Below are 13823 nucleotides of genomic sequence, written 5' to 3'. Positions count from 1 at the left end.
GCGGCATGTCATTTGAAGCTATCCGAAGAAAATTCTATCTCGTCTGCGTTTCATCGGCCGTTCTCAGCGGAGCGTGCGGATACTTGCTGCTGCGGCTGCTGAGATTCATGACCCGGCCAAGCGGGATCGGAGGAGAGAGCCTGCCGGCACGGTCGGCAGCCTGGATCGTCAATCATGTCGGCGCCAAGCCGGCGCTTCTATCGGCATGCGCAGCCCTGTTTCTGGTTTTCTTCCACTGGCGCTCCGGCAAGCTGCGGGAAGAGTATGAAGTCTCCCGGCCGGATGCGGAAGGGCTGCCGGAAGAGGCGCTGATGAGGAGCTGCCTGCGTGAAGCGGAGAAGCAGCTGGCCGACATTCGGGGGCGTCTGCAGCGCTGGGAGCAGCGGAATGGAGAAAGGGCGGATGCGTCCGATGCGCCGGATGAAAAGAAAGTCTAAGAAGCCGCGGCGCCGCCTTCCCTTGGGACAAAGCCGCTTCTGGTTCGATGCGGCGGCGCTTGCGGCAGCCTTATGCATGCTCGGAATCGCCGCGCTGCATTGGGCGGGAGACGTCGTCACGGACGGCGCGAGCGCCCTTGGCGAGCCGGTGTCGCCCTCGCTTCTGATCGACCGCCAGGGCAAGCAGCTGGGCGTGCTGACGAGCCCGCGGCATGGATATCGTGGAGGAGAGCTGGAGCGGCGGCTCCCTCCTTTGTTGAAGGAAGCCTTCGTGGCGACGGAGGACAAAAGGTTCTATTCGCATGGCGGCATCGACTTCCGCGCCTTGCTTAGAGCCGCGGCAGCCAATGTCTCCAGCGGCCGGATCGTCGAGGGAGGCAGCAGCATCACGCAGCAGCTCGCCAGGACGGCCTACCTGTCCAATGAGAAGAGCTTGCTGCGCAAAGCTCTGGAAATGGCCGCCGCGCTGTCCTTGGAACGGCGTTATTCCAAAGAAGATCTTCTGCGCCAGTATTTGAGCCGGGTCTACATGGGCAAGCAGCTGTATGGCGTGAAAGCGGCGGCCGAGCGGTATTTCGGCGTGTCCAGGCTGGACAGTCTGGAGCTGTGGCAGATCGCGACGCTTGCCGCGATTCCGAAGGGACCGGCGCTGTTCAATCCGATCGACCACCCGGAGCGCAGCAAGGAGCGGCGCCAAGTCGTCCTGCGGCTCATGCTCGAGCAAGGATATATTACGCAGCGGCAATTGGAGGCGGCCGGCGCTGTCGATTACAAGGCGCCTGCGGCGCCGCAAAAGACGGCGAGCGCTTCTCTCGCGGAAGCCGTCTTCCGGGAGGCGGAGGAGAGAGCTTCGCTGACCGAAGAAGAGCTGCTCGGAGGGGGATATACGATCGCCATCGGACTGGATGCCGGCTTGCAAGGCGGCCTTGAGAACCTGTCCTCGCTGGATGCCGGCCTTCCCAAAAGCTCTTCCGGCCGGCCGGTTCAAGCCGCGGCCGTTGTACTGGACAACGGCACCGCGGAAATCATAGCCTTCGCAGGGGGGAGCGGCGGGGCTTCAGGCGGGTTCAACCGGGCTTTCGCCCGCCGGCAGCCCGGCTCGGCATTCAAGCCGATCTCCGTATACGGGCCGGCGCTGGAGACGGGCTTGTACTCGCCGGAGTCCATGCTGGAGGACCGCCAAGCCAGCTACGGCAGCTACGCTCCGAGAAATCCGGGAGGGGTGTACAGGGGAAGCGTCCCGATGCGGCAGGCGGTCCAGAATTCAATCAATGCCCCCGCCGTATGGCTCCTTCAGCAGATCGGCTTGAAAGCCTCAATGAAATTCGCTTCGGGACTCGGAATCCGGCTTGGGAAGGAAGACCGGAATCTCGCGATTGCGCTCGGAGGGCTGTCCACGGGAGTCACGCCGGTCGAGATGGCCCAGGCTTACCGGGCGTTCGCGGCCGGAGGAAGCTTTGAGGAAGCGCATCTCATCCGCAGCATCACGGATCGGCACGGCAAAATCGTCTACGCCTTCCAGCCGGCGGGCAAGAGGGCGATGTCGGCTGCAACGGCGGCCGCCATGACCTCCATGCTGCAAGAAGCCGCCCGGGACGGAACCGGCAGGAAGGCCGGCCTGGGTCCGGGAGTGGCTGGCAAGACCGGTACGACGCAGCTGGAGGGCGGTCCTCCGGGAGCGAGCCGGGATGCCTGGTTCGTCGGGTATACGGCACGTTATACCGCATCCGTATGGATGGGCCTGGACAAAGCCGGAGAGGAGCATATGGCGGCATCCGGAGTCGATGCGGCTCGTTTGTTCGCGGCTATAGCCCGCGTTGCCGATGGCCGTCCTGCTGCGGGAAGATGACGATCGGCGCCCCGTATCGGACATGCTTGCCCGGTTCAAGCATCGGATCTGGACGCCGGGCGCGTGTGCGGGCAACGAGCGGGTCCGAAGGACGGGAAGCTCATGCGAGGCGGCCCGTATGAGCCGCCCTGCCCTTCAAGCCGGACGGCGAGGCTTTTAAAAAGATGGCAAGTTGGAAAAGCCATCCTACATACCTTTTAAACGAGCATAACAGCAGGGCGCCGAATGTCCCGGCTTGACGAGCCGACGCGCCCAGGTCAGTCAGAAGGGATGATGGCATGAACATGCAGGCAGGCAGGCAAGGAGCGGGAGCTCCGGCTTCGTACGGCGCTGCACCGGGTCCATACGGCGGCGTCATCGGGAATCAAGGCTATTCTCCCGGAACTTATCGCAATGAGCCCGAGTTCCAGGCTCCTGTCCAGGGAGGTTATGGAGCTCAAGGAGGATACGGCGGCAACGGAGCCCAAGGAGGGTACGGAGCCGTTCAGCCGGCAGGCTATCAAGGCGGAAATCAAGCCCAAGGAGGGTATGGCGCCGTCCAGCCCGCCGGTTATCAGGGCGGAAATCAAGCCCAAGGAGGGTATGGAGCCGTTCAGCCGGCAGGCTATCAAGGCGGAGAAATTCCTCCTCCGGGAGTGCCCGGGGCCGGCTACCGGGAGTGGTACCCGTTCCATGGCCCGTTCGACCCTTGTCCGCCCATTCAGGTGAAGACGTACGTCATTCCTCCGAACCAGTATATTCCCTATCAGCCGATGGGGCTGCCCCAGTATCCGCTCGAGGAAGCTCTTAGGCTGGGCACGCTGTGGCCGGCGCTCTACAGTCCTTACGAATCCAGATGCGGAAGGAGCTGACCGCGACCTATGAGCGAGGAGAAGCAGGCGTTTGACACGGAAGCTTACTATGCCCAGTTGAAGGAGCTCCAGACGCTGGATTTCGCGCTTGTGGAGCTGAATCTGTATCTCAACACCCATCCGGGAGACATGCAGGCGATCCAGCAGTTCAACCAGCTGGCCCAGAAGCGGCAGGCTTGCGCCCAGCAGTTCGAAATGCAGTTCGGCCCGCTCGTGAACTTCGGCAACAGCTACTCCCGATATCCATGGCAGTGGAGCGAGACTCCATGGCCGTGGCAGGTATGACCGCATGTGTTCGGCGGGGTCGGAAATGCGGCAGGCAGACAAGAGAGCCGGTGCGGGCTGTCAGCGCAGGTGCAGCGGATGCGCATCGGCGGTGAAGGAAGAGCCGCCAAGGCTCTCCCTGTCGCCGCCGGCTGAAGGTACAGCAAAGCATGAAGCGGAGCGGGAGAAGGCAGTGGCGTCTGCCCATTTGAGGGAAAGCGGGGTGGTAGAATGTGGCTCTATGAAAAGAAGCTTCAGTACCCGGTTCGAGTGAGCAAATGCGATCCCATGATGGCGAAATTCCTGACGGAGCAGTACGGGGGAGCGGACGGAGAGCTGGCGGCGGCGCTGCGCTACCTGAACCAGCGCTACACGATTCCCGATAAGGTTATTGGAGTTCTGAACGATATCGGCACGGAGGAGTTCGCCCATCTGGAAATGATCGCGACGATGATTTACAAGCTGACCAAGGACGCTACACCCGACCAGCTGAGAGCGGCGGGGCTGGGGGCCGATTTTGTCAACCATGGCGGGGACTTGTTCTACGAGAACGCAGCCGGGGTTCCTTGGACGGCTACTTACATCGCGGCCAAGGGCGATCCGCTTACGAATCTGTACGAGGATATCGCGGCAGAGGAAAAAGCCCGCGCCACCTATCAATGGCTCATCGATTATACGGACGACGTCGATTTGCAGGACAGCTTGAAGTTCCTTCGCGAACGGGAAATCGTCCATGCGATGAGGTTCAAGGAATCCGTGGAAATCATCAAAGCGGACATGGGCCAGAAGAAGGTGTACTGAACGAAGCCGACATATCGGAAACCGAGAATGTACAGGAACATAGGAAAAAACGCCGGGGAAGCCCCCGGCGTTTTTTGTTGGGACGGCAAGAGAAATCAGCGGTCGAAAATGGAAGGGGGACGGTGTCCGCCCCCATGGAAGCCGCCGCCATGGAAACCGCCGCCGTGGAAGCCGGGGCCATGGAATCCGGGACCGAAGCCGGGGCCGTGGAAGCCCGGTCCGAATCCAGGGCCGAACCCAGGCCCGAAGCCGGGACCGAACCCGCCGATCGGGAACGGAATAGGGAGAGGAACAACGTCCGGATAGAGCGGATAAGGGTACGGATAAGGGTAGGGGTACGGATACGGGTAGTCGGGACCTGCAGGTACAAATGACATGAGGCATGCCTCCGATGGATTAAGGATGTTACAGCCTATGCCGGAACGGGCGAAACGGGCACTGGCCTACTCGGCCCAAAAGCGGTTTAATAGCAGTAAGGCATTGAGCTCTGCAGAAAGGGAGGAGGGCCTTCATGCGTCCTATCGCGCTCGGCGCCGCATCGGCATTATTGTTCGCGGTCACGTTCGTGCTCAACCGCGGGATGGAGCTTGCGGGGGGCAGCTGGCTCTGGAGCGCATCGCTCCGATATTTCTTCATGGTTCCGCTGCTTCTGCTTCTCGTTGGCGCGAGAGGCAGGCTGCGTCCCCTGTTCCGGGAGATGAGGCTCAGGCCAGGCAGCTGGCTGCTGTGGAGCTTTGTCGGCTTCGGGCTGTTCTACGCCCCGATCTGCTTTGCGGCCGCCTACAGTCCCGGCTGGCTGACGGCCGGGGTGTGGCAGATCACGATCGTATCGGGATCGCTGCTGGTTCCTTTCTTCTATGAGACGGTCATGACTGCGGAAGGAGCCCGCAGAAGGCGCCAGAAGCTTCCGCTGAGAGGATTGGCATTGTCGCTGATCATCCTTGCGGGCGTAGCGCTGATGCAGATCGGATATGCGAGCCCGCTGCACGGCGGAGAAGCATGTCTGGGGGTCTTGGCCGTCGCCGCGGCCTCCTTTGCCTATCCGCTCGGCAACCGCAAGATGATGGAGCTGTGCGGAGGCCGGCTGGACGCCTACCAGCGCGTGCTGGGAATGACGATTGCCAGCCTGCCTTTTTGGCTGCTGCTGGCCGTTCTCGGCTGGACGATGGAAGGACCGCCGTCCGGCGGCCAGCTGCTGCAGACGCTGCTCATCGCCGTGTTTGCCGGAGTGGCGGCTACGGTGCTCTTTTTCCACGCCACCGATCTGGCCCGAGGCAGCACGGAGAAGATGGCTTCCGTCGAGGCCACCCAATCCCTGGAGGTGCTGTTCGCGGCGGGCGGGGAGACGCTGCTGCTCGGGAGCGCCTATCCTTCTCCGGTCTCCTGGATCGGAACAGGCGTCGTCATGGCCGGAATGGTTCTGCACAGCTACGCCTCCCGCCAGCGAAGCGGCTCCTTCCGCACGGATAGAGCCGAAGCCAAGGAGGGCTAGAGGGGAGCCTGCCCGGCTGCAGCGGCGCGGCTTCCATATATTCCTGAAACTTTCGCCCTGCTCCCTTCGTCTGAGTCGTTGACTATGATGGTGGAGAGAGGGATGACGTTGGCTCAATTAGCTCCCCGCACAAAGGCGCGCAAGAAGCGGAGCCGCAAGAAACGGGGATTTTTCGCAAGTCTGTTCCGCCTGTGCCTGATGTTGGGCGCGGCCGGAATCGTCGCAGCCGGTGGTTTGGCCGCATGGCTGTTCTATACTCCCAGCGGAAACGAATACCGTTATCTGGCGGCGGATACGCTGATTACGACGCAGCATCGCATCTGGGCCAAATATCTCATCGGCCAGGAGGAGCTGGACAAGCGCGTCGCCGCTTACCAGCAGTCCTTCGACAAGATGGGCCAGGAGGCCGATCATCATGAGATCGTGCGGCCGGCCGGTTCGTCGACGGCTTCCGACAAGCCGAAGGAGCTGGTCTCCGTCGAGCCGATATCCGGCAAATCCTACAAGGGCTTCGTAATGACGGTCAGCGATCCGACCAAGATCAGGCTCGGCATTTCTGCCGCCAAGGGCAAGGGGGAAAAGGTCACGAGCATGGTGAAGCGCTACGGTGCGATCGCGGGAGTCAACGCCGGCGGCTTTGCGGACCCGAACTGGAAGGGCAACGGCTTCCAGCCGATCGGCGTCGTCATTTCCCGCGGCAAGGTGCTCTACCAGGATCTCGACAAATCCAAGAGCACCCAGATCGTCGGCCTCGACAAGAGCGGCAAGATGATCGCCGGGCATTACACGCTGAAGCAGCTGGAGGACCTGGGCATTCAGGAAGGCGTCACGTTCCAGCCGCGCATCATCGTGAACGGCAAGGGGCTTGTCAAAAACCATGCCGACGGCTGGGGCATCGCTCCCCGCACCGCGATGGGCCAGAAGGCGGACGGATCGATCTTGTTCGTCGTCATCGACGGCCGCCAGCCGGGCTACAGCATCGGCGCTGATCTGTACGACGTGCAGAAGATTTTGCTGGATCGCGGCGCGGTCATTGCGGCCAATCTCGACGGCGGCTCGTCCACCGTGCTGGTGAACGGCGGAGAGATTGTCAACAATCCGTCTTCCCAGCACGGCGAACGGTATTTGCCGACCGCGTTCCTCGTGTTCGACGATCCCGATGCGGCCAGCATTCCCAACGTATGGCAAGGGCTGAAGCCGGGAGACATCGACGCCTCCAAATGGTAGGTTGCCTATTGCGGGTGCTTCCCGTATGATGATGGCAATCAATCAGGCAAAGGGTGGGAGCATGGCGAAGGATATCGGCATCAACAAGCTGTATAGGCCCGAGGCGGTCATTTTCGATATGGACGGCACGCTGTTCCAGACGGAGACGCTGCTGCGGCTCGTGCACGGAAGGCTGTTCGGCACCCTCCGCGACGAAGGCTTGTATACGCAGCCCGAACCGCCCGTCGAGGAGCTGCTCGGCTGTCTGGGCATGCTGCTGGAGGACATCTGGCGCAAGCTGATGCCGGATGCCTCCGAGGCGGCGAGGCGGCGCGCGGATGTGCTGATGCTTCAATACGAGCTGGAAGGCCTGTCGGCCGGAGACGGGCTGTTGTACGAAGGCGTGCCGGAGACGCTGGCGGAGCTGAAGCGGCAGGGCGTGCGGCTGTTCGTCGCCAGCAACGGCCTCCAGGATTATGTGGAGGGAATCGTGCTGCATAAGCGTCTCGGCGGGCTGTTCGACGGACTGTACAGCGCCGGCGGCCGGGGAACGGCTTCCAAGACGGATCTCGTGCGCCTGCTGCTGGAAGAGAACGGCATCGGTAGCGCCTGGATGGTCGGCGACCGCTCCTCCGACGTGCAGGCGGGAGCCGGCAACGGGCTCGCCGTCGTGGGCTGCGCCTACGCAGGCTTCGGCGACAGCGGCGAGCTGGACGGCAGCGACGTGCGCATCACCGGCTTCGCCGAGCTGCTGGAGCTGCTGCCGGAAGCTTGAGCAGCAGCCTGTCGGCGGCATCCCATCGGGATGCCGCTTTTTTGTCTATCGATTCAAGAACGTTCCGAATTGGGCTGCTGCTGTCGGAGCCCGCAATGTCCATCAAGCATGAAGACAAAACAACGCGGCAGGGACAATAAGCGGCACCAAAAAAAAGGAGTCGAGCACGGTTTATCCGTGTCCGATTCCTTTTTTGCACGAGAGGCCTACGACTCGGCCGGACCTTCGGAAGACATGGAGTCCGGATTTTCCGTCTCGGCCGGCGCTCCGGATAACGGTTCGATTTCCGGCGCTTCGCTTTCCAGCTTCCACCCCTCTTCAAGCTCCGGAATCCGTTGGACGGACCGGACCACCGGCCGGTCGGCGGCCAGAGGCTTGCCGGGCAGGATGGGTCTGCGCTTCAGGAACCCGCCCGGAACCCGGACGCGCGGCTGCATCGTTTTGCCGGGTCCTTCTTTTGCCGAAGGCTTCTTCCGGACAGAGAGGCTGCCGGCCTTGCCGCTTTCGACGGGTTCCGTACGGCCTTTCCGCTGTTCTGCCGGACGGCTTCCCTTCGTCCGGCCGCCGCCGTCGCGCTTGCCGGCCTTGCCGGAGCCGACGGGACGGCTGTCCTTGGTGCGGCTGCCGGTCGTGCGGCCGCCCGACTTGCGCTGCGCCCTGCGGTTGTAGAGGTACAGGGCATATTCAAGGGGCTTGACGATCGCCCGGTCGTAGGTATCGATATCTCCGCTCTGCTTGAACACTTCGCGTGCCGGCTTGGGATTGACCTCCAGCAGCCAGATGCCGCCCTGACGGTCGATCGCCAGGTCGAGGGCGAGCTCGCACAGCCTGCCGTACTGCCGTTCCAGGTATTCGGCCACCTCGATCGAGAACTGCTCGGCCTCCAGCCTGACCTCGGATGCCTGGAGCCCTTCGTCGATCCAGGAATCGAGCAGCTCTTCCATTTTAGCCGCCTTGCCGCCGCCGTGAAGGTTGGAGGTGATGCTGCCGGCCGCTCCGATCCGTCCCGCGCAGCCGGTCGGCTCCCATTCGCCGCGTCCGTTCTTCTGCACGAGCATCCGGTAGTCATGGACGCGCCCGCTCGGAAGCTTCAGCTGGATGCCCTGCTGGACGATATAGCGTCCTCCGCCGAGGCTCCAGGAGCTTAGACGGCTCTGAAGCCCGCCTGCGCCGACTTTCTGGGGCCGGATGATTTTCCGCGACTGGTCGCGTCCCTGGATGGAATACATGCCGCCGGCAAGCCTTTCGATCCGCAGAATGCCGCGTCCGCCTGTGCCGTTGATCGGCTTGAGGAAGACGAGCGGATGCTTCTTCAGCATGTCGGCCAGATCCCGGTGGGAGGCGTACAGCACCGTTTGGGGCTGCTTGTTCTGGAAGCGGGGCTGGGACTGAAGCGTTTTGTAGATCGTCCATTTGTTTCTCAGCGGCCGGTTGAGGAAGCCGAGGTGCCCGTAGCGGGAGCGGAATTTCTTCAGCTGCTCGAACCGGGGCGAATTCTGGATGCGGCAGCGGTCGAAGATGAGATGCGGAAAGGAGGACCAGCGCCGCGACCATGCCTTCGACGAAGGATCGTAGTACATGGCGTTGATCCGGTTCCCTTCGTAATCGACATCCGCCGGGGTGAACACCATCACATCCATGCCGAGGCGCTTGCCTGCGACGATCATCCGCTGGTAGATGGGCCTCTCCTCGAGCAGCTTCTGGTCATTGAGGTATAACGTTAAAATGCCGAGTACGGGTCGGGCCACTGTCATCTCTCCTTGGTGCGTCCGGCGGTCGGCTTGTTCCCCCCGGATGTTGGATAAGCGGCGATGCCGGCCGGGAGCCGGCCGTTCCGCTTCGAAGCCGCGGGGAGGCTGAGCTTCCGCGCCGTGCCGCAGACGGAGGATCGGCTGCAAGAGCGGCGGCGGCTTCCGCTGCGGCAGCCGGCGAAGCGCCGCTTTGGAAGATGAGCGTCGCTTTGCCGGTGGGGCCGTCCTGCAGGGAAGTCGCCGCAAAGCCGGCGCGGAAGCACATTTTCATGCTCGCGGTATTGTCCGCGGCAACTCTGCAGGAGAGATGTCCCCATCGCTCCTGCAGCCTCTTCAGGAGTAGGCTGCCGGCTCCGCGCCCGCGCAGGGGAGGAGCAACGGCGACAAGGCAGGCCTCCAGGCCCGCCTCGCGGGCGAAAGCCGCCCCCGCCGTTTTGCCGTCCTCCGTCGTGACCACAGCGATTGCGGCCGCCGGGCTGCTCCCAGGCTGCCTCGGCTCGAGATCGGCCGGCTGCAACGCTTCCAGCGCGGCGAGTCCCGCTCCGGTCAGCCTTCCGCTGCCCCAGGACTTGATGAGCCGAATCAACCGATCCCGGTGACGGCTCCATTGAGCCGGTGTAAGCAGCTGTACATTCATTTGTTTATGCGCCTCCAGCCTTCCCCTGTTTCGGCGAGCGCATCAGGTACGATCCGTATTGGAAAATGCGCTCGAGCGATTTTTTGCGGATGTGGGGCTCGTCGAACTTCATCGGCTTGGCGTTGGCTTCGAAAAACCAGAGGCCGCCTTCCACGTCGACGCCGAGATCCATCGACATTTCGCCATGGCTTTGTCCGCTGGCCGTCTCGATTTGGCGGGCCAGCTGCACACAGGCGCTCCGGGCCTTGCTCATGAGCTCGCGGGCTTCCTGAGGGCCGAAGGCATGCTGAAGCAGCTTCTCCGGATCCTCGATGCTGCCTCCCCGGGGGACATGGGTCGTGATGCTGCGGGAGCCCGCGAGACGGGCGCCGATGCCGGAAACGGCCCATTGGCCGCTTCCGTTTTTCTGCACGAGCGCGCGGAGGTCGAACCTGCGCTCCTGGTACAGCGCGAGGTCGATGCCCTGCTGGGCGATATACGACACGCCGCCGCTCTCTCTTAGAATACGCGACCACAGCTTGCTTATCGTCGCGCAATTATACGTGCTGCTTTTTTTCTTTTGCTGGATGCGCAGACGGTAAGGCAGCGTCTTGCCCTCCATCACCCGGATGGTCATGATTCCCTTGCCTGCCTTGCCGCTGACCGGCTTCAGGTAGAGATAGGGATGCTTGCTGATCATCCGGCCGAGGCCGGTGACCGAAACCATTTTGCGGGTGGACGGAATATACCGATTCGTCGCCTGGGATTTCTTCAGCCACTCGAACAGCTCCCATTTGTTGAAGAAGGAAGGATTGAAGACGCCTTTGATCCGGGGATGCTGCTGGCACAGCCGGAGCTTTTGCTGCACCTTCGGCCGCATTTCGTCCTCGCGCTGGGGAATCCGGTTGTAGACGAGGTCGGGGAAGGGGAAGCGTCCCTTGAACCATTCCCCCGTCTTGTCGTTCAAGCCGTAGCCGCTCAGCATCGGTTCGGTGAAATTCAGGCTTTTGCAGGGCAGGACATAGACGGTGAAGCCCATGTCGCGTCCGGTTTTGGCTACGTCGGCGAAGTTTTCGCGATTGCCTCTGAATCCGAGCAGCCGATCCGACATCGTCAGGATAGCCAGAACCGGCCGCTTGGAAGCCGGGTCGGCCGGAGGATAGCCGGGAATTTGCTCAAGCTCCATCAGCTGTCCCTCCCCCGGAAGCGGCTCAGGTACAGGCAATGCTCCAGAATATATTCCAGGGAGGCGCGGCCTTCCGTCTTCAAGGAGGGATGCTTGAATATGGACCGTCCGGGCTTGGCGTTGGCCTCGAACATCCAGACGTCGCCGTCCTTGTCGATGCCGATATCCAGGCCGAGCTCGCCCAGACGGTGAGGATAGTTGCGCTCGATCGCCTCCGACATCTTCACGGCTACTTTTTTCGCCTTTTCGAGCACTTCGCTCGTCTCGCCGCCGAATGCGCGCGAGAGGGCGCTTGCGGGCGTCATGAGGGAGCCGCCATTCTTGATATGCGTCGTGACGCTGCCGCGTCCCGCTTTTTTGGCGCCGATGCCGGCGGTCACCCATTCATTGCGCCCGTTCTTGTGCATGTGGAAGCGGAAGTCGATCGGGCAGGCGTCGATTTCCACAAGCCGGATGCCCTGCTGCACGACATAACCGCCGAAGGAGCTTCCGATGCGGGCATGCAGCGTCTTCATGAGTCCCTGAAAGGTGCTGAAGCGCAGCAGCACGTTTTTGCCCCCGCTGCGGTAGCGGGCGAAATAGCCTTTTTTCGGCTGGTAGGTGAGGCGGTAGATGCCGGCTCCGAGGCTGCCGCCGGATGGCTTGAAGTAGACGAAGTTGTGCTTGCTCAGCAGCTCCTTGATCTTCTCCTCCGTCGGCGCGGATACCGACTCCGGCAGATGGCGGAGCGCCTCGACATCCTTGTCGAGCAGCTTGTAGACATCGGATTTATTGAAGAAGCTCCAGTTGAAGAAGGGGATTCCCTTGCGCACGAAGCGTTCGCGGAGCGTGGAAATATAGGTGCCGGTCTCGGCCTTGCGGCTCGGCAGGCGGTTGTAGACGACATCCGGAAGAGGCACGGTCTTGCGGTACCAGCTGCCGTCGGAATTCAGGAAGTAGCCGTTCACCGTCTCCTGCTGCCAGTTGATGTCGCGCGGGGCGAACCCGAAGAAGTAGGCTTTCTTGTCTCCGATGCGGATCAGTTCCTTGATGAAGCCGGTGCGGGAGCCGAAAGGCAAGGCGGAGGACACATAGCCGTCGCTCAGGATGCCGACGAGCGGCCCGAATTGCACCTCATCCTCGTTCGCATGCAGCATGAATACGTTGCCGGACTTCGGAACGCGGATATGCTGACGGATGGCGGAGCCGAGGTACACATGGTTGCCCTCCCCCTTGACGGATTTCACCGAGGCCGTTACCGTTTCCCTTCCCAGCTTGATCGACAGCTTCTTTTTCCCGGACAGCTTCAGCGACCGGTACAACGGTCCCGACACATAGACGACCCGGTCGTTTTTGTCGGAGAAATGCACATTGCATAAAGTAAGACTCATGAGGAACCTCCTGGGCGTTCTGTCGCTAGGGTAGCGGATCTATGTCAATGGTTGATGGTTTAATTGCGTATGAGGCTGCGTCCGGCAGGCGTAGGACTCGGTCCCTCGCACAGGAGCCGGGCATAGAGCAGCGGCCGTTCCACCGCCGTGCGGGCGGTTCCGCCGGCGAAGCCGGCAAAGGCTTCGCGCCCCGGCCTGGAGTTCATCTCCAGCAGCCACAGCCTTCCATCCGGCTCGACGCCGAAGTCGAGGCCAAGCTCGGCGAAGCGGCCGAAAGAGCTTTCCGCCGCTTCGGCCGCAGCCAGCGCCAGCCTGTCGATGCGGGCAGACACCCTATCTGCGGCAGCCGGCCCGAGCTGCATGGACAGACCGTCCCGGGCCGGAATCGCTTCGCCGCCACCATGGAGATTGGAGGCGACGCCTCCCGGCAATCCCCGGCGCATCGCTGTTCCCGTCAGCCGCCATTCGCCGCGGCCGTCCTTCTGGACGAGAGCGCGGATGTCGAAGGGCCGGCCTTGGCGGTCGCAGAGCGGCAGGCAGGGCTGGACGACGTAGCGGGTGCGGCCGGCCAGCCGGCAGATCAGCGCTGCGGCCGCGTCCAGATCCGGCTGGAGGCTGCGGAAGGGCCGGCTGCCGCCGTCCCGGCCTCGAACGAGCCAGCCGCCTTCGGCTGCGGGGGCCGCACTGATGACGCCGCGGCCTTGCATGCCTCCATCCGGCTTGAGGAAGAGGGAGCCGTAGCTCTCGGCTGTCTCGCATAACGCCTGCCTGCCGGCCAGCGGACGGCTTGGAGGCACGAGCTCGGCGAGCTCGGCGCCGCTGCGGCGAAGAGCGTCGTACTGGGCGGATTTGCCGGGCAGCCAGCCGTTCAGGACGACATGGGGCTGCAGGGCGGCCAGCCGGCTCAAAGTATCCCTGTAAGGGCGGATGCGGCCGGAGACGAGAGGGCCGCAGCGATCGTAAATGACAGCAGGCCAGGGGACTTCCTTTTCGGACCAGCCGCTGCTCTCCCTTACATAGCCCGTAAGAATGCCGCTGTCCGGATCCAGGCTTCCCGGAGTGAACACGTACAGATCCACTCCGAGCTCTTCGGCCCGGCTGCTGAGGGCGGCGAGAAAGCTGTCTTCCGGAAACGTCCTGCGCTGCTCCCGGCCGTCCTCTCCTTCATGGATATCCGATACCAGGACGCCGACGCTGCTTCGGTTGCCTCTCATATGGACCGCCC

Annotated in this window: 14 protein-coding genes; 8 read left to right on the top strand and 6 right to left on the bottom strand. The window is 62.7% G+C overall.

Annotation, left to right across the window (positions count from 1 at the left end):
• Positions 1-5: 5 nt before the first annotated feature.
• From PHU01S_RS07715 to PHU01S_RS07695, 5 genes are all read left to right on the top strand, one after another.
• On the top strand, positions 6-437 hold the full coding sequence (locus PHU01S_RS07715; RefSeq protein WP_127506982.1) for a hypothetical protein: 432 nt from the start codon (positions 6-8) through the stop codon (positions 435-437).
• On the top strand, positions 421-2286 hold the full coding sequence (locus tag PHU01S_RS07710) for a transglycosylase domain-containing protein (protein WP_218032428.1): 1866 nt from the start codon (positions 421-423) through the stop codon (positions 2284-2286). Before PHU01S_RS07715 ends, PHU01S_RS07710 begins: the two co-directional genes overlap by 17 nt.
• 635 nt (positions 2287-2921) lie before the next feature.
• Positions 2922-3137, top strand: a complete 216-nt coding sequence (locus PHU01S_RS26585) for a spore coat associated protein CotJA (protein WP_048746933.1) — start codon at positions 2922-2924, stop codon at positions 3135-3137.
• 9 nt (positions 3138-3146) lie between these two features.
• A complete protein-coding gene (locus PHU01S_RS07700) occupies positions 3147-3422 on the top strand; it encodes a spore coat protein CotJB (RefSeq protein ID WP_021879557.1) in 276 nt (91 codons plus the stop codon).
• 210 nt (positions 3423-3632) lie between these two features.
• The gene (locus tag PHU01S_RS07695; protein WP_021879558.1) at positions 3633-4202 is read left to right on the top strand and encodes a manganese catalase family protein; all 570 of its coding nucleotides are present in this window, start codon (positions 3633-3635) and stop codon (positions 4200-4202) included.
• Positions 4203-4297: 95 nt separating this feature from the next.
• Here PHU01S_RS07695 and PHU01S_RS07690 read toward each other — a convergent pair whose 3' ends face one another.
• The gene (locus PHU01S_RS07690; protein WP_084781376.1) at positions 4298-4579 is read right to left on the bottom strand and encodes a hypothetical protein; all 282 of its coding nucleotides are present in this window, start codon (positions 4577-4579) and stop codon (positions 4298-4300) included.
• Between the two features lie 134 nt (positions 4580-4713).
• On the opposite strand from PHU01S_RS07690, the gene PHU01S_RS07685 reads away from it, so the two are divergent.
• The 3 genes from PHU01S_RS07685 to PHU01S_RS07675 all read left to right on the top strand — a co-directional run bounded on the left by PHU01S_RS07685 (position 4714) and on the right by PHU01S_RS07675 (position 7675).
• The gene (locus PHU01S_RS07685; RefSeq protein WP_127506978.1) at positions 4714-5694 is read left to right on the top strand and encodes a DMT family transporter; all 981 of its coding nucleotides are present in this window, start codon (positions 4714-4716) and stop codon (positions 5692-5694) included.
• A 102-nt stretch (positions 5695-5796) separates the two neighbouring features.
• Complete coding sequence (locus PHU01S_RS07680; protein WP_127506976.1) at positions 5797-6921, top strand: phosphodiester glycosidase family protein; 1125 nt, start codon at positions 5797-5799, stop codon at positions 6919-6921.
• Between the two features lie 61 nt (positions 6922-6982).
• Positions 6983-7675: an HAD family hydrolase gene (locus PHU01S_RS07675; protein WP_127506974.1), complete on the top strand. Its 693-nt coding sequence runs from the start codon at positions 6983-6985 to the stop codon at positions 7673-7675.
• Positions 7676-7881: 206 nt separating this feature from the next.
• Here the strand turns inward: PHU01S_RS07675 and PHU01S_RS07670 are convergent, their stop codons facing one another.
• From PHU01S_RS07670 to PHU01S_RS07650, 5 genes are read right to left on the bottom strand one after another with little or no spacing between them, the layout of a single operon-like run.
• Positions 7882-9423, bottom strand: coding sequence for a YheC/YheD family endospore coat-associated protein (locus PHU01S_RS07670; protein ID WP_127506973.1), 1542 nt, complete (start codon positions 9421-9423; stop codon positions 7882-7884).
• Positions 9380-10063, bottom strand: coding sequence for a GNAT family N-acetyltransferase (locus tag PHU01S_RS07665; protein ID WP_049867861.1), 684 nt, complete (start codon positions 10061-10063; stop codon positions 9380-9382). Before PHU01S_RS07665 ends, PHU01S_RS07670 begins: the two co-directional genes overlap by 44 nt.
• 4 nt (positions 10064-10067) lie before the next feature.
• Positions 10068-11228 (bottom strand): YheC/YheD family endospore coat-associated protein, encoded by a 1161-nt coding sequence (locus tag PHU01S_RS07660; RefSeq protein ID WP_127506971.1) that lies wholly within the window; start codon positions 11226-11228, stop codon positions 10068-10070.
• On the bottom strand, positions 11228-12598 hold the full coding sequence (locus PHU01S_RS07655) for a YheC/YheD family endospore coat-associated protein (RefSeq protein ID WP_049867860.1): 1371 nt from the start codon (positions 12596-12598) through the stop codon (positions 11228-11230). Before PHU01S_RS07655 ends, PHU01S_RS07660 begins: the two co-directional genes overlap by 1 nt.
• Before the next feature lie 59 nt (positions 12599-12657).
• On the bottom strand, positions 12658-13812 hold the full coding sequence (locus PHU01S_RS07650) for a YheC/YheD family endospore coat-associated protein (RefSeq protein ID WP_127506969.1): 1155 nt from the start codon (positions 13810-13812) through the stop codon (positions 12658-12660).
• Positions 13813-13823: the final 11 nt, after the last annotated feature.

Source organism: Paenibacillus humicus NBRC 102415, assembly GCF_004000905.1.
GTDB lineage: Bacteria > Bacillota > Bacilli > Paenibacillales > Paenibacillaceae > Paenibacillus_O > Paenibacillus_O humicus.
This window is presented reverse-complemented; position numbering and strand designations above follow the sequence as displayed.

Excerpts from the sequence above, each read along its gene's own strand:
- PHU01S_RS07700 (WP_021879557.1), top strand. The coding sequence starts at position 3,147 with ATGAGCGAGGAGAAGCAGGCGTTTGACACGGAAGCTTACTATGCCCAG.
- PHU01S_RS07695 (WP_021879558.1), top strand. The coding sequence starts at position 3,633 with ATGTGGCTCTATGAAAAGAAGCTTCAGTACCCGGTTCGAGTGAGCAAA.
- PHU01S_RS07710 (WP_218032428.1), top strand. The coding sequence starts at position 421 with ATGAAAAGAAAGTCTAAGAAGCCGCGGCGCCGCCTTCCCTTGGGACAA.
- PHU01S_RS07650 (WP_127506969.1), bottom strand. The coding sequence starts at position 13,812 with ATGAGAGGCAACCGAAGCAGCGTCGGCGTCCTGGTATCGGATATCCAT.
- PHU01S_RS07660 (WP_127506971.1), bottom strand. The coding sequence starts at position 11,228 with ATGGAGCTTGAGCAAATTCCCGGCTATCCTCCGGCCGACCCGGCTTCC.
- PHU01S_RS07690 (WP_084781376.1), bottom strand. The coding sequence starts at position 4,579 with ATGTCATTTGTACCTGCAGGTCCCGACTACCCGTATCCGTACCCCTAC.
- PHU01S_RS07715 (WP_127506982.1), top strand. The coding sequence starts at position 6 with ATGTCATTTGAAGCTATCCGAAGAAAATTCTATCTCGTCTGCGTTTCA.
- PHU01S_RS07655 (WP_049867860.1), bottom strand. The coding sequence starts at position 12,598 with ATGAGTCTTACTTTATGCAATGTGCATTTCTCCGACAAAAACGACCGG.
- PHU01S_RS07665 (WP_049867861.1), bottom strand. The coding sequence starts at position 10,063 with ATGAATGTACAGCTGCTTACACCGGCTCAATGGAGCCGTCACCGGGAT.
- PHU01S_RS07685 (WP_127506978.1), top strand. The coding sequence starts at position 4,714 with ATGCGTCCTATCGCGCTCGGCGCCGCATCGGCATTATTGTTCGCGGTC.
- PHU01S_RS07675 (WP_127506974.1), top strand. The coding sequence starts at position 6,983 with ATGGCGAAGGATATCGGCATCAACAAGCTGTATAGGCCCGAGGCGGTC.
- PHU01S_RS07680 (WP_127506976.1), top strand. The coding sequence starts at position 5,797 with ATGACGTTGGCTCAATTAGCTCCCCGCACAAAGGCGCGCAAGAAGCGG.